Raw genomic sequence first — 16,817 nt, 5'->3', positions numbered from 1 at the left:
GGGCAAAGGATCACCTCCGCAGTCAGCGGAAATTGTTGCGACCAAGCCATTTTCACGAATCGGAGAATGCGCAAAAGGTTGGAAGGTCCTCTATCGGGGCAAAGACATTGCTCCTTTCCGGCTAACGGATTCCGGCGAACGGGTGAAATATGGTCCATGGCTAGCCGCGCCACGTTCGCCAGAACTCTTTGATGCGCCCAAAATCTTGATGCGTAGAACAGACGATCGTCTTCGGAGCAGCTTGGATTTGAGCGATGCAATCTGCGTTAATTCATGTCACGTCATCAAGCTGCGGTCCCCTGGAGAAGACTCACTTGATCGGTATTTCTCAACACTTGCTGTCTTAAATTCGCGAGTGTGCCAATGGGTTTTCGAAGCAGACAATCCCCAGATGGTTGGGAAGACCTTCGCCGAGATCAAAGTGGTCTACGTAGAACGACTCCCTTTACCAAAAGTCTCAGAGGCGCAATCAGATCTGGTTCGCCCGCTGGTGAAAATCTTGTTGCACCTGAATTGTGCCTTCGAGAACGCCGTGCAAACGACGCGTGACCCGTTGATGGTGGCGTATTGGGAGCGGGTGTTGAACGGGCTGGTGTATGAGCTGTATTTCCCGGAGGAGCTGGACGCCGCCGGCCTGCGCCTCTTCGACCTCGTCGCTCAGGCCAAACTGCCCGAGACCGACAGCCTCGCCGAAAGCAAGCGACTGGCCACCCTTCGCCAGAAATTCGAGGAACTCCACGACGGCGCCCACCCGCTGCGCATCGCCCTCGACAAGCTCCAGACCTTGGACACCGTCCGCATCATCGAAGGCAAGGCATGAAGATCACCAAGATCCGCCTCCAGAATTTCAGGGCCTACGACGAGCCCTTCGAGCTGGATCTTGGCGACGGCAGGAACCTCCTCCTCCATGGCGAGAACGGCTCCGGGAAATCGTCCCTCTACTTCGCCCTGAAACGCTTCTTCGAGGAACGCGGCGACGATTTCACCCGCCACCGAAACCACTTCTCCGATGGCACCCGCGCCTCCGAAGTCACCATCGGGATCAAGGGCACCGACGCCCAAGGCAACACCCATGACTGCGAAGTCCCCTGGACCGACGCCGACGGCCACCCCTTGCGGCCCCAGCTCGCAGCCAGCGCTGCCGTCAGTCCGGTTCTGCGCTCCCTGATGGTCGATGCCGCCCGCCGCTCCGGTTTCCTCGACTACCGATCCCTCCTTCGAACCAACCTGTTCGCCAAACCGATCCCTCGGGAGAGTGACCGCTTCGACGCCCATGATCTCCTCTACGGAGCCGAGCGCGGCGGCCTCGAAGCCCAACTCTTCGACATCGCCACCTGGGTCATCCTCGATGGCGTGAGAACCACCGTCGGCGGAACCGAGACCACAATCGGCACTCTCATCCGTGACGTTTGGCGGAACCGCCCAGCAAGTCGCCACGCCCGGAGGATGCGCAGCGCCGAGTGGGCGACGACCCGCTTCAACGAGGCATTCGCCGCCGTGCTACCCGCACTTGAACAAAAGACCTCCGAGTTTCTCGCTCAGTTCAACGGGTGCGGCGTCACCCTCTCGTTCGACCCGGTGAGCATCTCATGGGATAAGCGCACCCTGAGTCTCGATGGGGCAATCCTCGTTCCCAGCATTACATTCCGCGGCCAAGTCCTCGATGACTTCTCCGGCACGCTCAACGAGGCCCGTCTCTCCGCCTTGGCCATCTGCCTGTTCCTCGCCGGCGTTCGCCTCTCCGACAACGACGACCAGAATCCCGCCCATCCGCGCTTCCTCTTCCTCGACGACACACTCATCGGCCTCGAACTTCAGAATCGCCTGCCGATTCTGGAAATCCTCACCAGCCCGGAGTTCCAGAACTATCAGATCTTTCTCCTCACTCACGATCGCGTCTGGTTCGAGCTGGCCCGAGGCCATCTCCCGACGAACGCCGGCTGGTGCCACCACGAGCTGATCGGCGACGAATCCACCGGCCACCTGATTCCCAAATCATCCCCCTGCCAGGCCGACCTAACCATCGCCGAACGCCACCTCGCCAACAACGACCTCAAAGCCGCCGCCGTCTACGCCCGCTCGGCCTTCGAATGGAAGTTGAGGAACGTTTGCGAGAAGAAAGGAATCAAACTCCCCTTCAAAGAGAACACCGCGCAGGTGGGTGCCGGAGCCCTGTGGGATGGCATCATGGAAAGGCAACGCGAGAGAGCGGCTGCAGGTGGTCGTGATTTCGTGCCCGCACAGCTCGCCAACCGCGTGCAGACAATCCGAACCACCGTCCTGAATCGATTGAGCCACACGGGTGCCCACGGCCTCGTCGCCGCAGAAGTTCAAGCCGCCATCGACACCATCCGCGACGTCCACAACCACCCTTTTCCCAACGCCTAAGCCTCGACAATATGGAAATCAGCAAGAAACCCTGGCCCATCCTCTCCGTCTGTTCGATCAAGGATCGCATCGACACCAATCCGGATTTCCAGCGCCCGGCGGTTTGGAGTCGTGGGCAAAAGCAGCTCCTGATCGACACCATCCTGCGTGGCTACGACATCCCGAAGCTGTATTGGCGCAAGATCGCCTCGAAGCCAGATCGCTACGATGTCGTGGACGGACAGCAGCGCTTGCGGACGGTTTTCGAGTTTCAGAGTGGAGACTTCAGGCTCTCCAAGGACGCGGACCCCATCGATGGCGAGGAGATTGCCGGTATAGGTTACAGCGACCTCCCGGACGACCTGCGCTTGCAGTTCGAGAATTACGCTCTCGACGTAATAGTGCTCACTGAAACCGATGAGGACGAGGTGAGGGAGATGTTCCTGCGTCTTCAGAACGGCACCACCCTCAAGGCCCAGGAGAAGCGAAACGCTATGCCCGGCAGAATGCGTGATGCAGTGAAATCCTTGGTGGATCACGAATTCTTCACCCGCGTCGCGTTCAAGAACAGCCGCTTCACCCACGACCTCGTGGCCGCCCAGATGATCGCCATCGAGCTGAACGGCGGTCCCTGCCACATCCGGGATTCCGCCCTAAACCGGATGTATGAGGAGCAGAAGGACTTCGATATAAGCGGCTCCAAGGCCAAGAAGGTCAAGCGGGTGCTCAGTTTCCTCGCCTCCACCTTTCCGGAGAAGACGCCAGAACTCGAACGCTACAGCGTCATCTCTCTCTACGCTCTGGTGTCCCACTGCATGGAGCGTTACGCCTTCGCAGAAAGGGAAACAGAGCTCCACGACTGGTTCCTCGAATTCGAAATCTACCGCCGGACCGAGATGAAAAGGCCCGAGGAGGAACGAGATTCCGAGGTGATCGCCTACAAGGAGCGCACGAGTCACAGCACGGACGCGCAGGACTCCATTCAATGGCGACATGAGTTTCTCCTGCGGAAATTCTTCGAGGCCGTTCCAGACATCCGAATCAAGGACAATCAGCGCACGTTCACACACGAGCAGCGGCTTGCTATGTTCCGCCGCAACAAAGGGTGCTGCCAGCTCAAGATTAAGTGCCAGGGAGAGAAGTGTGAATGGGATAACTGGCACGCCGATCACATTAAGCCTTGGTCCAAGGGAGGCCCCACGACGGTCGAGAACGGTCAAGTCGCGTGCGCCGCCTGCAATACGGCGAAGGGAGTTCAAGAATAACAATAACATCAAGTGCTATGGACCATAGATTCCAAGAAGGATGCGACTACGAGAATGAGAAAGGACCTTTCCGGGTTCTCGAGATCCAAGGTGAATGGATGCTGATCGAATGGGACGGTGCCGAGCAACTTAGAACCAAGATTGCTCTCCAAGAGAAGATTCAGGCACGAATGGAGAAGGAGGCGCTCCAGCAAAGATCAGGAGTATCCCGGAAGGCTCCAATCTGGATGGGGAGGTCCTTCGTTGGGCTTCAGTCAATCGACTTCAGGGAGGACGTGACCGGCACCCACTGGCGATCAAGAGAGCAGCTTGGTGGCGCAGTTGCCCGCCTAATTGATGCTAGGGAACCGATGAACTCTTGGTCCATCTACCGCCGGCCCGAGATCCACTGGGCAGCCATTAGCCGCTACGGAAGTGGGGAAGCCTGGCTGGAAGCGAAGTTCTTCATCCGATTAGAGCAAGAGTCCGGAACATTTGGCTACTACGTGGAACGTTCAAATGAGCCGGACGATTCCAAGATCGATTGGCTTGGATTCCTGAACTGGCTCGGAAAGGACGAGAACATCACGTGGCTCCACCGCATTATACAGGAACAGTCGATGAGGATCTTTGACCCCTATCCCAACAATGAGCAGGCATTCTGTCGAACCATTGATCCCGAGCCCGGTGCCTGGAGGGTTACTTTCCCCTCCGGGAAGACAGAGAGGCTGGAGATCACCGAGCTGGCCGCCTACCTAAACAAGGTCCCTAACAAGGACTGGCTGAATCTCATGATTGGGCACCGTTTGAGCCCGGCGGAGCTTTCATCCCAAGGCGCCGGTGTCTCATCAACCATCGCAACCTGTTTCAACGCCTTGCTTCCCATCTACGAAAACCGGGTGCCATGACGCCCACCACCAAACATCCGATCTAGGCTGATCACGACTACTCAGTAGAACGCTCCATATTTTCAAAGCACGATGAACTCCGACCAGAATGACGTTTCCAGCGCCCTTGGACTGCTCCGCGATTCCCTTGCGGAAGAAGAGCAGCGCATCCGCAGTGAAGGCGCGAAAGCAATGCACGACGGGGACTACGACACCGCCACCTCGGTCATCGAATTCGCAAAACGATTGCTCGCATTCGAAAAGAAGGTGGAAGCCCTCGTGGCGGAGTGGGACGACCTCGAAGACCTACGAGACGCCGCCAGCCCAGCCGTCCAGGAGATCGTCAGCAAACGCTTCTTCGGAAAAAGGAAGAAAGGCGAGATCACTCCCCACACCGACTTCTACCGCCCGATTCTAGAGGCTCTCGTCGAGATGGGAGGCAGCGGCAAGACGAAACTCGTGCTCGATAGGGTGGGGGAAAAGATGAAGGGCATTCTCAAGCCGCTCGACTACGAGAACCATAAATCCAGCGACAAGCAAATCCGCTGGCGGAACTCCGCGCAATGGGCCCGCAACACCATGGTCAACGAGGATGGCCGGATGAAGAAAACTAAGAATGGTGTCTGGGAGATCTCCGCCACCGGTAAAAAGTGGCTCCAGTCCTTTTCTGGTAAGAATGAGTGAGGGGATGGAAAGCCCGTCGAATCTTCATTCCGAGGATTCTGAACAGCAGGGGAGTGGCGTCGGGCCGGCCCCATCCTTCGACGAGGTTGTGTCTGCGATGCGTTCTCGCGGCATCAACAAAATTGAGAAGGCCCGTTTCCGGATCGAAGGTGGAGAACTCCGACCTGTGTTCCTCGGTGGCGAAGCGGTCCTGATCACTAAGCCGAATCTTGAGGAGCCAGAGTTCTGGATTCCTGAAGGTTTCGATGGATATTCATCGAAGTGGGAGCTTTGTGTGCCACCTTGGATGCTTGGAGATCCAGAAGCCATCGATTGGTATGCGCGGTGGAAAGATGCGTTTAGGTGGCCCGACCATGGAGAGTATTCAGAAAACTCGATGGATTTCGTTCGCAAGGAACTTGCCACGCTTCGTTGCTTCTCAGACCTCGTTTCCAAGCGTGTCGCCAACAATTCTAAATCGGACAGTCCTGAAGATGAGGAATGTCTGCAATCCTTCGCTCTTGCTGCCAATTATTTGGAGAAAGCGATGGTCGACTCCTACACCTTTGAGGGCAGGTTTCCTCCAAGAGAGCAAGACAGCCTGTCAGAGGGCGAGTCGCTTCCTCTGTCCGAGAAGATGGCTCGAATCATTGAGGGTGCCTACCGCGCCGGAAAGCTCGATGAGCGCGCGTCCACCTACTACCGGGAGATTCCTGAGATCGCGAAGAGAGGTAGGCCACATGTGGATCAACAGGGCAGAAAGGGTTCAAGGAAGGCTTGGCTTGAGCGAGTTTCGGAGATCTTCCGTGAGAAGCCCGATGCAAAGGCTGGTGTTATCGCGGATATCCTCGAAGTCGAGGGTGTGATCGAAAGAGTCGGAAGGGATTGGACCGAAGGAGTTCGATTCAACGCCCCCGGTGAACCCGACAAGGACTGGGCACCGTTCAGACAGGCAATCAAACGGATCAAAGCTCGACGAGACGTCACTTGAATCGGCGGGTGAGCCGACCTTTTTTGGGCCGGTGCCCCGAACCGTCCCACAGGGTGACTTTTCTTCCCAAGGTTCTCTCAGGCATATCCTTGCCTGTTATGGCACCACAACATCCGCAACTCGTCGGCGCAGAAGACTGCATCAAGATTGTCTTTCCCTGCGAAACTTCCCGCCCTGGCCTTCGTACTTTCCGTGATTGGCAGGCCAAGGGCTTCATTCCCGTTCACAAGATCGGACGCCGCACCTACTTCGATCCCGAGCAGGTCCGGGCTGCCCTTGAACGCCGCTTCCGCATCAACCCCATCGAAGCCCACTAACAAACCAGGCCGACCTCGTGGAGATCGACCCGGCGGTGTTGTTAGCTGCCGAACGATGACTCACCACGAGTGAATCCGCAATCCAATATCGCGGTGAAAACAAATCATTCTTCAGTACATAGTGCATCTATTGAGCCGGAAAGGCAAAACGATGAGCTTGATAGATTTAGCGAATATATCGAACGAGAGTGGGAAGCTGATCAAACCCTGCCGACCGAACAGGAGTCTCAACTTTACTGGCGATGTTTTTTCCTGGAGCTGGAAAAAATATCAACGAGAGCCTGCCGATGAAATACCTGAAGGTCTACCACGCTGCGACGAGAGCCGCTCCGTTTACGGAGGCCTCGTCCAAGGAACTCGGTACATGGCTGCTTCTTGCCCTCTACTGTGCGGAGCACGAAAACGGAGGAGTTATCGTCGGAGGCGGCTCAATGTCCGAGCGCGCCATGCTTAAATCGATCGGCGTTACCCCGCCTGAGCTAAAAGAGGCTTACTCTGGATTATGGGAAATAGAAGGAGAAGACATCATCGTGCAAGGCTACTCGGTGGAAGACGAGGAGAAGTATCGTGCTCGTCGCGAGCAGGGGAGCCGAGGCGGAAAGAAGAGAGCCGAGAACCAAGCGAACGCTTCAGCGAACGGTCAAGCGAATGCTCAAGCCATAGAACACCACATCACCTCACCAGACCTAAAGGAATCAAACCCCACGCTATCCAAAGCGAGGCCCTCGGAGGAGTCCTCGGGCCTTCCGGTGGAAGTGATTAGGAAATTGGAGATGGTGAAGGGTGTGGGGGGAGTGTCGGTCGGTCCCGAAGTAGCGGGTTGGCATAAATCGAGATTCGTTGGGGAGGTCACCCAGTTTGGGCTTTCTGAGGCTGATGGCATTTCGGCCTGGTCCGTATTCGAAAAGGGCCGGGGAAGAGACCAGAGCGGGCAGTCAATTAGAGACGTCGGACTCTGGGCGAGGCGACTTATCGATGGCAGGCACCGCCGCTCGTCATAAGAGCATCACATTCCCACAATGAATCAGCCCATTACCAACCAGCAGTAATGACCCCATCGATTCTCACCCGGGAACGTTTTGAAACAATTCGCAAGGTCCTCGAGCGACGGGGACCGACTACGGCACGTGATCTTGAGCGCATACACTCGATTCTGAACTGGGAACTCGAGCAGGCCGCAGCTCATGGCTTGCTGGAATTCGAATCCCGAAAGCCTCCGACCGGGAGACCTGCCTGCTTCGTCAGAGTCTCTGAAAACGTTAGCAAAAGCAATCCGACGAAACTCCTACCCAGCAATTGGGCGGTTCCCGTCGATCTTAGTTCCCGCCACTATCGTTTCGTTTTGAGCCTCGCCATGGCGACGCCCAAGGTCTCTGCCTACTACGAGGCTGGATACCGCCCGAAGAGCTACGCTGCCGCCCGTGCAGGGGCTAGCAGGCTCGCGCGGCGACATCAGATCCAGGCCGCATTGCGCTACTTCCAGCGCACCGGCCGCCATTTCTGCCGATTTCCCAGCGATATAGCCACCTTGGGCGGCACTCCCTGGCTGGTTCTACTCGTCCGACTGCCTATAGATCCTAGTGCGGAATTGCGCTGTCGTCTCGCCGCTAGCCGCGATCTTGCTGAGGCCCGGCATCTCGTCGCATCTTGTCTTGATGAATCAATCCGCTCTCAACTCGGGAAGGTCTTCCATCAATACGACAATCTCATGCGTTAAGAGCGATCAGTTCTTGACCTTCAACGATTTCGTTTCGCACCAAAACCAGACTAATGGCGAAAAACCAATCCGCTGCAGAAACTGGCTTCAAGAACGCGACAAAGCAACTGACAGAGGGCGGCACCACCACATCGCTACTCTGATATCTTTTGGCTATCAGCATAGGCTTTGAGCTTTCTAGCGTAGCCCCCGCATCCACCAGGATTCCCCTGAAACTCCCAATGTTTTATCCGCTCGTCAGGGCCGACTGCCAATTTGATTTGGCATGAATAATTGGCTGTTTGGGTCTGATTGTAGGTGGTAGTACCGTAGACCGGAGTGTTGCCGATGTAGCCTGTGGTGGTCGCCGTCTGAGGAGTCGTGTAAGTACTTTGGAAGTTTCGAGACCAAATGAATACCTTATCGTTCCCAAACGATTGCTGCCCATCTGGATACCCAAGGACGCTGACAGCCGTTGAGATTGGCTTCCCATCCAGTGCACTCAATCCCTCCTCTACGTGGGACATGACGCAGCTTGGTAAAAGGGTCAAAAGGTAGGCGGCGATTAGTGGGTGCTGTATCTTCATATCTTCTTTTCCTAATTATAGCGATTCATGCTTTCCAGAGAAAGAGAAGAAGTGGCGTCTTTCGGGAAGTGGGAAGGTGGTTCCAATCCCGCCAACCTCACGGAACCGGTCTGCCCAGCTAAAGACAATGATCTGATCTACGGCTAAACGCAATTTCCGCGCTGCTTCTCGAGTCGCTTGCCTTCGCTGGATGAACGGCAGTAAGCGCAGCGGCATCGAGCTTCTGTTTCCAGGTTATCCTCGCCACCGGGTGCTTCGAGATGTTCTCGCAATCGTCCCGGAATCTGATGCCGAAGCAACACCTCAGCCGGACACGAAGCAAGATGGCCGCTTCTCGGTCTTCAGCCCGGAGATTCGCGTTCATGTTTAACGCTTCCTGCCAAACTGCGTATATCGACGCGCAAGCTCCCTCCGCGATCCTAGGTTGGATTCTGTCGCTTCGAACCACGCGAGGTTGTGGGGGGATTCAAAAGAAGAAACCTGCCAATGATCCTAGCGGTTGGCATCGGTCTAGGAATCTAAGGTGGAGTTAGCCACCTGAATTAAAATTATCCGATTTTCCTGCAACGGTTCCTGCAATAGATTGCGCAAAAAGCCGCATTTTCAGGCATTTCGGGGCTTTTCACAGCCTTGCAATCAGGGCAACAGAAAGCCCTGTAAGTGATTGACCTACAGGGCTTAAAGAATGGTGGCGGGGACCGGATTTGAACCGATGACCTTCAGGTTATGAGCCTGACGAGCTACCTGGCTGCTCCACCCCGCGATTATTTGTGTTTCCACACCTTCCGGTGCGGGCCGGGACCCTAGGCATCCGCCGCCCTCGCGCAAGAGATTTTTTGCTGAATTTCAAGATAAGTGCAAAGAATCAAACGGCTGCGGCCGCGGCCAAAGCTTCTTTCGTCAAACGGGTGATCTCCGTCCAGTTTGCATCGGCGACCAGTTTCTTGTCGACCATCCAGGACCCCCCGATCGCCGCCACCACCGGAAGGGCGAGGTAGTCACCGAGGTTTTTGGCGCTGATCCCGCCTGTTGGAACGAACTTCACCCCTGTGTGGGCGTAGGGGCCTGCCAGCGCTTTGAGCATGTTGGGACCACCGGCAGCGCCGGCTGGAAAGAATTTCAGGAGATCGCAACCGAGGGATAGCGCCTGTTCGATGTCAGATGGGGTCATGACGCCGGGCGAAAACTGGAGGCCAACCTGCTTGGCTTTGGCGAGAATTTCGGGGTTGAGGCCCGGAGCGAGGCCGAAAATGGCACCGGCATCCCTGGCCCGGGCGACCTGATCCGGCTCCAAAAGCGTGCCAGCTCCGAGCAAAATCTCGGGGAAAGCCTTGGCGATGCGCGTGATGGACTCGGCGGCGGCAGCCGTGCGGAAAGTGACCTCCATGATGTCCAATCCCGCATCCAGAAGGGCTTCTGCGAGGGGTTCGGCATCACTGGCTTGGTCCAAAACGACGACGGGAATGATGCGCTTGGCGAGGATTCTATCGAGCATGGCGGGATGATTAGGGCCAAATCCGGGCCTTGGAATTCCAAAAATCGCCGATCCTGGCATTCTCAGAATTGAGCAAACAGCTTCAAGAGGGGCTTGACTCAACCGTGTCAGATATGCGCCATTCCCGCTGATGGCTAAACTTTCGATCCAAGGTCTCGACGTTCAAGGGAAAGAAGTGCTCATGCGCGCGGACTTCAATGTCCCGCTCAAGGATGGCGAGATCACTGATGATACCCGGATTCAGGGTGCCGTACCCTCGATCAAGCATCTCCTCGCAGGTGGTGCCAAGTTGGTTCTTTGCTCTCACCTCGGCCGTCCCAAGGGCGAGGCCAATCCGGAGTACTCGCTGGCTCCGGTGGCTGTTCGACTTGGAGAGATTCTTGGCTGCGAGGTGGTCCTTGCTCCGGACTGTGTTGGTGATGCGACGGCGGCCTTACGCACCAATCTCGAAGCGGGGCAGGTCCTCCTGCTTGAGAACACCCGCTACCACAACGAGGAGGAAGCCAACGATCCAAGCTTCGCGAAAGAACTGGCGGGCACGGCTGAGATTTTCGTCAATGACGCCTTTGGAACCGCACACCGGGCGCATGCTTCGACTGAAGGAGTGACCCACCATGTGGCGAAGAGTGCCATGGGCTTTCTGATGGCCCGAGAGTTGGAGTATCTCGTCGGCAAGCTTGAGAACCCGGAAAAGCCCTTCCTTGTGATCATGGGTGGTGCCAAGGTTTCCGATAAGATTCAGGTGATCAGCGCGCTCATGGAGAAGGCCGATGCTTTTGTGATCGGTGGTGCGATGGCCAACACGTTTCGCAAGGCACAGGGTTACAATACGGGCAACAGCCGGGTCGAAGCCGACAAGCTGGACCTTGCGCTGGAGATACTCGCGCTGGCCGAGGCCAAGGGAGTTCGCTTCCTGCTCCCGTCCGACACGCGTGTGACCAATGAGTTCAAGGAAGGCGCTGAAACCCAATGCACCGCTCCCTACGAGGAGGGCGGCGCGACTCCCGAAGGTTGGGAAGGTATTGATATTGGAGATGCCGCCATTGATGAGTTTGTCTCGGAGATCGCCAAGGCCAGAACCATGATCTGGAACGGCCCGATGGGCGTTTTTGAAATCGACAGTTTCGCCAAGGGAACCCGGGCGATTGCTGAAGCCATGGCCGCCAATGATGGAGTGACCATCGTCGGCGGGGGAGATTCGGTGACGGCGGTAAACAAGTTTGGTCTCGATGACAAAATGACCTTCATCTCCACCGGGGGCGGTGCTTCGCTCGAACTTCTGGAAGGAAAGACCCTGCCGGGTGTGGCGGCCTTGAGTGATGCTTGAGCTGAACCGGACCTCTAACTGCTAACCAACAACCAATCATGATCCGCAAACCGATTTTCGCCGCCAACTGGAAGATGAACAAAGGTCCTTCCGAGACCGAGGATTTCGCCGATGGCTTTATTTCCAAGATTCAGCACAAGACCTTCCCGGCTGATATCGTCATCGCTCCACCATTCGTCTCGCTCGCCAAGGCCGCCGAGAAGTTTGGAAATGTTTCGGCCGTGGCACTGGCCGCGCAGAATTGCTCCGAGCACAACTCCGGTGCCTACACCGGTGAAGTGAGTGCGATGATGCTCAAGGAGTTCTACCTTCACTACGTGATCCTCGGACATAGCGAGCGACGCGCGATCTATGGTGAGAGCGACGAAACGATCAATGCCAAGGTGCTCAAGGCGCGCGAGGTGAACCTACGGCCGATCTTCTGCATTGGTGAGACTCTTGAGGAGCGAGAAGGAGGCAAACTGGAAGAGGTCCTTCGCCGTCAGGTTTCGATTGGAATGAAAGGTCTCAGCGAGCGCGACCTGCAGGACACCGTGATCGCCTACGAGCCCGTCTGGGCCATCGGAACGGGTGTCACGGCCAGCGCCAAGCAGGCCCAGGAGGCACACGCCTTTGTCCGTTCCCTGGTTGCCGAGCAGTTTGGCGCAGATCCCGCGGCGAAAATCCGGATTCAGTATGGTGGCAGCGTGAAGCCCGGCAACGCGGCGGAGTTGATGTCCTGCCCGGACATTGATGGAGCCTTGATCGGCGGTGCCGCGTTGGAGCCTCAGAGCTTCCTCGACATCATCGTCAACGGCACCAAGTAAGCTGCGTAACAGCGGCTCCAAATTCCGCAGATTTCTCTACTGGCCTCCAAGTCGGTAGCAGGGGATGATGCATCCCTATGAGTGAGGAAATTCTTTGGAAGGGCAGTCCGTCCCAAATGCTGAATCTCGGCAAGTATCTGTTGGGAGCCTTATTGCTGGTGGGTATCGGGGTCGGTGGGACTTTCTTTCCTCCGGCTTGGGCAGCTGCCGTGCTTCCGCTGGCGTGGATGTTGTGGGAGTTTCTCAAAGTTCGCTGCCGGGTCTATGAGCTGAGCACCGAACGTCTGCGGCTCTATTCCGGAGTGCTGAATCAGACGATCGACGAGGTGGAACTTTATCGGGTGAAGGATACCCGGATGGAGCGTCCGTTCTGGTTCAGGATGTTCGGGCTTTCCTCGCTCTTTCTCGATACTTCTGATCGCTCCCATCCAAGGGTCGAATTGGAAGCAATCTCTGATGCTGTGACGCTGCGGGAGACGCTTCGCAAGCAGGTCGAGTTCTGGAGGGACAGCAAACGCGTCCGTGAGGTCGACTTCGAGGAAGGCGGCGACATGGAAGGCCTCGAAGACGGCTTGCTTCTCTAACAGATCAAGCTGCGACTACTCTGCCGGTGGCCATCGACTGGAGTCGATCACCTTGCCGAGAGCAAAGCAGATCGCAATCGCTGCGGATACTTCGATCAGGAGAAACCACGAGAGAAATCCCAATTTCTCAGCAGCAATGGCCAAGCCGGAGACGAGGAAGGACGACATCATCATCAGGACCATGGTCAGGCCCCGTCCGGCGGACTTGGCCTCCTCGCTTGGCTTGGAAAAAGGAATGGTTTTTCCCAGTGCTGCAGCCAGAGATGCGTAGACGGGCATCGCGATGAGTCCTGGCAGGAGCATGACCATCTGAGACGATCCTCCGGGGATGAGCAAGACGGCCAGCGATAGAATCATCACCGCGGGCACGGCCACCACCGTCATGACAGCAAGCCTTGCTCCCCGGATCAAGGGTCCGGGTCCACGCATCGGAGTGTAGCGAAAGAGGTCCGATGCCTGCCATTGGTTCGAGAATTGCAGGAGATTCAAGGCAAGCAGGGGAAGGGTCGCAAGGTAGCCACCGGCGAGAGCCACGCCCATCGATGAATCCATGCTGCCAGCCCCAGGAATGAGGAAGACGATCGGCATGATCAGGATCGGTGCCAGGCCAGGGTAGAACCTCAGCTTGGTATCCCTGTCACGGAAGAGATGAGCTAAAACCAAGCGGTATCCGGTAGCGACAAGCGGATCCTTCAACAGGAATTTCACGCCGGGCAGCGCAGGGATGGATTCGATCCAGCGTCGTCCTCCTGCCGTGGGCGACTTGGTCGGACGCGCTTCTGAGAAGCTCTGCAAACCTGACTGGTAGCTCCCAGCCAGACGCACGATCGCCAGCCAGGGAATGATCAGGGACACAAAGATGGCCACGGCTCCCAGTGAACCACTCAGCAAGCTCGGCGATCCTGTTAGAAAAGCATCGAAGCCGGCGAACCAAACCGGCGGCAACAGTAGCAGCCACTTGGGGAGATTCGCGAGTTCCAGTGCATCGGGTGAGGCATTGATCATTCGGGGGGCGACCTGGCTGAAGCCGATGATGGCGACGATCAGGAGAACCTGCGAAATGGTCATCAGGTTTTCGAGCCGGTCCCGTCCGAAGAGTCGCAGACAGAGCTGATAGAGCAGCACAATGCCACCCGTACAAAACAGCGCCGCCATGATCGTGCTGACGAGATGAACCACCGGATAAAGCAAGTTTCCGCTCGGACCAATCGTGCCGACGACGAAGCCCGTGAGATTGAAGGCGAGTGCGAGCCACAAGCTGACTTCGACCATGACCCGGACCTTTGCCCAAAGCAGTTGCGAGGCTGAGACGGGCCGGTGGAGCAGGATCTCCGGTTCGCTATCGCTGAAGAGAATTTCACCCGCTGAGCCGGAAACAAAGAGAGCGAGGAATACGAGCGTCAGCCCATGAAGGTGCATCGAAAGGAAAAACAGCTCACCCCGCGCGCTGATGAGGACGGAAAGCCCGATCAGGGCATACATCAGGAGGCTCCTGAGAAGCTTGTGGCCGATCGACTTAGGGGCCTTGTCCTTGTCGAGTCCACGAGCTCCACGACCTCGAAGGAAAAGCGTGAGGTAGAGCTTGCGAAGAACGCTGGAGACCTGGGGAACGTCGCTCATCCGCGGAAAGTCCGGGCAAAGTCAGTCGCCCGTTTCTCGAGATCCCGACCGCCGGTGAGTTCGGTGAAGAGATGTTCCAGCGTCCGGGCACCGTGCTCACGCACCAGTTCCATGGGCGGGCCATCGACCTTGAGCTGCCCTTTATCGATGATGACCACGCGGTCGCAGACTTTTTCGACCACGTCGAGGATGTGGGAACTGTAAACGATGGTTTTGCCTTCCCGGGCAAGCGTCTGAATCAGCGACTTGAAGCCTACAGCGGCGTTGGCATCGAGTCCATCGAGGGGTTCGTCAAAGAAGACCACCGGAGGGTTGTGCAGCAAGGCGGCGGTGATCACGACTTTGCGTCGCATGCCTTTCGAGTAGGCACCGAGCAACTTGTCGGTGAGCGTGTCAAAGCCGAGTTCGAAGAAGCTCAGGAATTGTTCGATCCGCTCTCTTGCCGCCTTGGCACCGATCCCGTATAGGGCCGCGACCATTTCGAGATACTCCAGGCCGGTGAGGGATTCAAAAACCGCACCCGAGTCGGGAACGAATCCCACCCTCCGCTTCACCTCCATGGGATCGGCGAGCAGGTCATGGCCAGCGATGACTGCGGTGCCTGAACTCGGCTCCAACAGACCGGTCAGCATTTTGAGTGTCGTCGATTTGCCCGCACCATTGGGCCCGAGAAGCCCAACGATCTGGCCCGCCGGCACCTCCAATGAAAGATGATCGACGGCAGTCTGGGTTCCGAAGCGCTTGGTGAGTTCTTTGATCTCAAGCATCTGGGCCCTTGATGCCGGAAACCCCAAGCTGCGGCGACTCGAAAGCGCAGGAATCGATGCAATGGCACCTTTCCCGGATCCCGGCTACGCCACGATGTGCGGTCAGTTCTTGACCGAAAGAGTGCAGACCGTGTCCATTTCGCTGTCTTTTGCCATGTGCGCAATGATCGGCACGGCCTCGCAACCGGGAACCATGTTGAAGGAGCGGCCCTTTTTTGTCTTCTGGATACTCAGTGGAACGTTGGCCTCGATGACGAGCGTTCCTCCGGGTTTGGTGATCTCAATCCTCGACTCGGAGACTTGACGGACGGCTTCTCCGGAAGGGGAGATGACCGGAAGGACCAGTGAGGCGTCGGACATGCCAGCAGCCTTTTCCGAGCGTTTTGCGGTAATGGTCGTTGCGTCGTTTTCGAATACATATCGAAGGTCGAATTTGGAAGGTTCTCCTTCTGGTAGATTGCGGTCCTTGTCTTGAATGGTGGTTTTGATGTCGAACTGGATCCGGTCACCGTCAGCCTTGTATTCGACTTCGGCTTTCAGGTCGTAGAGGTTGGTGAACCAATCGCCGTCCTTTCTGATCTCCACCCTTGGAGTGAAGGCGAAGTCGCCATCAGGATTTGCTTGTTGGTTCAAAGGTTCGACCTCCAGATATTTTGCCATGCTGGCGGCGAAAATCATGCCGACCTTGTTGTGGAAGAGAACGGCTAGAGAGCCGCCAGTGGCCTGTTGGATGTAGTCGGGTTCCGTCTTCGTCCGGTAGATCGAATCATAGGCCGAAACCGTGCCACGCCAAGGCCCTTGGGCAGCAAGCCAAACGGCAAGTTCCGGGAAGTGTTTCACGCCTTTTGCCAGCTCTCTCGGGAGTGGGGTCGACTTGTCGACCTTGGGAAGTGACTTCATGTTGTCCTGTACGAAGGCAAGCACTTTGGCATGGGCAAAAGTATGGTGAATGCAGGGTTTAACGCCGTAGGAAACGTAGTGGGGACCGCCGTGGAGGAGGCCATCGGCGGTGCAGCGTGCGAGGAGTTCGGCGTTCTTGAAAGCAGCTGTTCCGAAGGCTGGGTTGCGATCCGCCATCATTGAGAAGCCCGGCTGACAGCCGTCTGAAGTGCGGCTTCCCCAGCAGGTCCACTTGAACTGTCGGGTTCCCCAACTGTTGTCCCAGGTGCCGTCGGCCAGCATGAACTCGAGATGACCTTCCATCGACTGCTGGAGAAGCTGAAGAAGCTCTTCGTCCTTATGGTGGAGTGCGTAGAGGATCACGCCATTCAGGGATTCCTCGACGTTGTAGCCAAGGTCGACGGGGAGGAGTCCGCGGCCACTGCGGTTGTTGTAGGGTTTTGAGGTGAGCTGGATTTCTGGACCACCAACCTCCAGAATCCATGTCCATGAAGCAAAAGTCACGTCGGCGATACACCGCCGAATTCAAATCGCAAGCCGTCGAGTTGCTCCAAGCGGGAAGGCCA

Annotated in this window: 17 protein-coding genes, 1 tRNA gene and 1 pseudogene; 14 read left to right on the top strand and 5 right to left on the bottom strand. The window is 56.9% G+C overall.

All coding sequences use genetic code 11. From position 1 onward, the window contains the following. Positions 1–31: 31 nt before the first annotated feature. The 11 genes and pseudogenes from WBG04_RS13160 to WBG04_RS13110 all read left to right on the top strand — a co-directional run. A pseudogene (locus WBG04_RS13160) lies at positions 32–436 on the top strand (TaqI-like C-terminal specificity domain-containing protein); the annotation flags it as partial. A 96-nt stretch (positions 437–532) separates the two neighbouring features. Further along, the gene (locus tag WBG04_RS13155) at positions 533–820 is read left to right on the top strand and encodes a hypothetical protein (RefSeq protein ID WP_424314895.1); all 288 of its coding nucleotides are present in this window, start codon (positions 533–535) and stop codon (positions 818–820) included. After that, on the top strand, positions 817–2,388 hold the full coding sequence (locus WBG04_RS13150) for an AAA family ATPase (protein WP_424314894.1): 1,572 nt from the start codon (positions 817–819) through the stop codon (positions 2,386–2,388). Before WBG04_RS13155 ends, WBG04_RS13150 begins: the two co-directional genes overlap by 4 nt. 11 nt (positions 2,389–2,399) lie before the next feature. Next, entirely contained in the window at positions 2,400–3,632 is a 1,233-nt protein-coding gene (locus WBG04_RS13145) for an HNH endonuclease family protein (protein ID WP_424314893.1), read from the top strand. Further along, a complete protein-coding gene (locus WBG04_RS13140; RefSeq protein ID WP_424314892.1) occupies positions 3,593–4,519 on the top strand; it encodes a hypothetical protein in 927 nt (308 codons plus the stop codon). The genes WBG04_RS13145 and WBG04_RS13140 overlap by 40 nt, the downstream gene beginning before the upstream one ends. Before the next feature lie 72 nt (positions 4,520–4,591). Beyond that, positions 4,592–5,182: a winged helix-turn-helix domain-containing protein gene (locus WBG04_RS13135; RefSeq protein ID WP_424314891.1), complete on the top strand. Its 591-nt coding sequence runs from the start codon at positions 4,592–4,594 to the stop codon at positions 5,180–5,182. Next, complete coding sequence (locus tag WBG04_RS13130) at positions 5,175–6,152, top strand: hypothetical protein (protein ID WP_424314890.1); 978 nt, start codon at positions 5,175–5,177, stop codon at positions 6,150–6,152. The genes WBG04_RS13135 and WBG04_RS13130 overlap by 8 nt, the downstream gene beginning before the upstream one ends. Positions 6,153–6,250: 98 nt before the next feature. Then, positions 6,251–6,469 carry a hypothetical protein gene (locus WBG04_RS13125; protein ID WP_424314889.1) on the top strand — a complete coding sequence of 73 codons (219 nt, stop codon included), beginning with the start codon at positions 6,251–6,253 and terminating at the stop codon, positions 6,467–6,469. A 69-nt stretch (positions 6,470–6,538) separates the two neighbouring features. After that, entirely contained in the window at positions 6,539–6,760 is a 222-nt protein-coding gene (locus tag WBG04_RS13120) for a hypothetical protein (RefSeq protein WP_424314888.1), read from the top strand. Next, positions 6,757–7,470 carry a hypothetical protein gene (locus WBG04_RS13115; protein ID WP_424314887.1) on the top strand — a complete coding sequence of 238 codons (714 nt, stop codon included), beginning with the start codon at positions 6,757–6,759 and terminating at the stop codon, positions 7,468–7,470. Before WBG04_RS13120 ends, WBG04_RS13115 begins: the two co-directional genes overlap by 4 nt. A gap of 47 nt (positions 7,471–7,517) precedes the next feature. Beyond that, positions 7,518–8,186, top strand: a complete 669-nt coding sequence (locus WBG04_RS13110; protein WP_424314886.1) for a hypothetical protein — start codon at positions 7,518–7,520, stop codon at positions 8,184–8,186. A 1,252-nt stretch (positions 8,187–9,438) separates the two neighbouring features. On the opposite strand, the gene WBG04_RS13105 is transcribed toward WBG04_RS13110, so the two are convergent. Continuing rightward, positions 9,439–9,515: transfer RNA gene (locus WBG04_RS13105), tRNA-Met, on the bottom strand. Between the two features lie 102 nt (positions 9,516–9,617). After that, the gene (gene eda / locus WBG04_RS13100; protein ID WP_424314885.1) at positions 9,618–10,247 is read right to left on the bottom strand and encodes a bifunctional 4-hydroxy-2-oxoglutarate aldolase/2-dehydro-3-deoxy-phosphogluconate aldolase; all 630 of its coding nucleotides are present in this window, start codon (positions 10,245–10,247) and stop codon (positions 9,618–9,620) included. 130 nt (positions 10,248–10,377) lie between these two features. On the opposite strand from eda, the gene WBG04_RS13095 reads away from it, so the two are divergent. The 3 genes from WBG04_RS13095 to WBG04_RS13085 all read left to right on the top strand — a co-directional run bounded on the left by WBG04_RS13095 (position 10,378) and on the right by WBG04_RS13085 (position 12,964). Further along, positions 10,378–11,574 carry a phosphoglycerate kinase gene (locus WBG04_RS13095; protein WP_424314884.1) on the top strand — a complete coding sequence of 399 codons (1,197 nt, stop codon included), beginning with the start codon at positions 10,378–10,380 and terminating at the stop codon, positions 11,572–11,574. Positions 11,575–11,612: 38 nt separating this feature from the next. Beyond that, positions 11,613–12,380: a triose-phosphate isomerase gene (tpiA, locus tag WBG04_RS13090; RefSeq protein WP_424314883.1), complete on the top strand. Its 768-nt coding sequence runs from the start codon at positions 11,613–11,615 to the stop codon at positions 12,378–12,380. A gap of 77 nt (positions 12,381–12,457) precedes the next feature. Continuing rightward, the gene (locus WBG04_RS13085; protein ID WP_424314882.1) at positions 12,458–12,964 is read left to right on the top strand and encodes a PH domain-containing protein; all 507 of its coding nucleotides are present in this window, start codon (positions 12,458–12,460) and stop codon (positions 12,962–12,964) included. A gap of 15 nt (positions 12,965–12,979) precedes the next feature. Here WBG04_RS13085 and WBG04_RS13080 read toward each other — a convergent pair whose 3' ends face one another. From WBG04_RS13080 to WBG04_RS13070, 3 genes are all read right to left on the bottom strand, one after another. Next, entirely contained in the window at positions 12,980–14,584 is a 1,605-nt protein-coding gene (locus WBG04_RS13080) for a hypothetical protein (protein ID WP_424314881.1), read from the bottom strand. Further along, complete coding sequence (locus tag WBG04_RS13075; RefSeq protein WP_424314880.1) at positions 14,581–15,351, bottom strand: ABC transporter ATP-binding protein; 771 nt, start codon at positions 15,349–15,351, stop codon at positions 14,581–14,583. The genes WBG04_RS13080 and WBG04_RS13075 overlap by 4 nt, the downstream gene beginning before the upstream one ends. A gap of 102 nt (positions 15,352–15,453) precedes the next feature. Next, positions 15,454–16,755 (bottom strand): hypothetical protein, encoded by a 1,302-nt coding sequence (locus WBG04_RS13070; RefSeq protein ID WP_424314879.1) that lies wholly within the window; start codon positions 16,753–16,755, stop codon positions 15,454–15,456. Positions 16,756–16,817: the final 62 nt, after the last annotated feature.

Source organism: Haloferula sp., from assembly GCF_049672945.1.
In the GTDB taxonomy this organism is placed as follows: Bacteria; Verrucomicrobiota; Verrucomicrobiia; order Verrucomicrobiales; family Akkermansiaceae; genus Haloferula.
Note: the sequence above shows the minus strand (reverse complement) of the source record. Positions and strands in the feature narration are given on the sequence as shown.

What these genes read in the sequence shown, in the direction of transcription:
- WBG04_RS13150 (WP_424314894.1), top strand. Translation starts at nt 817, where the DNA reads ATGAAGATCACCAAGATCCGCCTCCAGAATTTCAGGGCCTACGACGAG.
- WBG04_RS13145 (WP_424314893.1), top strand. Translation starts at nt 2,400, where the DNA reads ATGGAAATCAGCAAGAAACCCTGGCCCATCCTCTCCGTCTGTTCGATC.
- WBG04_RS13135 (WP_424314891.1), top strand. Translation starts at nt 4,592, where the DNA reads ATGAACTCCGACCAGAATGACGTTTCCAGCGCCCTTGGACTGCTCCGC.
- WBG04_RS13130 (WP_424314890.1), top strand. Translation starts at nt 5,175, where the DNA reads ATGAGTGAGGGGATGGAAAGCCCGTCGAATCTTCATTCCGAGGATTCT.
- WBG04_RS13125 (WP_424314889.1), top strand. Translation starts at nt 6,251, where the DNA reads ATGGCACCACAACATCCGCAACTCGTCGGCGCAGAAGACTGCATCAAG.
- WBG04_RS13115 (WP_424314887.1), top strand. Translation starts at nt 6,757, where the DNA reads ATGAAATACCTGAAGGTCTACCACGCTGCGACGAGAGCCGCTCCGTTT.
- WBG04_RS13110 (WP_424314886.1), top strand. Translation starts at nt 7,518, where the DNA reads ATGACCCCATCGATTCTCACCCGGGAACGTTTTGAAACAATTCGCAAG.
- eda (WP_424314885.1), bottom strand. Translation starts at nt 10,247, where the DNA reads ATGCTCGATAGAATCCTCGCCAAGCGCATCATTCCCGTCGTCGTTTTG.
- WBG04_RS13095 (WP_424314884.1), top strand. Translation starts at nt 10,378, where the DNA reads ATGGCTAAACTTTCGATCCAAGGTCTCGACGTTCAAGGGAAAGAAGTG.
- tpiA (WP_424314883.1), top strand. Translation starts at nt 11,613, where the DNA reads ATGATCCGCAAACCGATTTTCGCCGCCAACTGGAAGATGAACAAAGGT.
- WBG04_RS13085 (WP_424314882.1), top strand. Translation starts at nt 12,458, where the DNA reads ATGAGTGAGGAAATTCTTTGGAAGGGCAGTCCGTCCCAAATGCTGAAT.
- WBG04_RS13080 (WP_424314881.1), bottom strand. Translation starts at nt 14,584, where the DNA reads ATGAGCGACGTTCCCCAGGTCTCCAGCGTTCTTCGCAAGCTCTACCTC.
- WBG04_RS13075 (WP_424314880.1), bottom strand. Translation starts at nt 15,351, where the DNA reads ATGCTTGAGATCAAAGAACTCACCAAGCGCTTCGGAACCCAGACTGCC.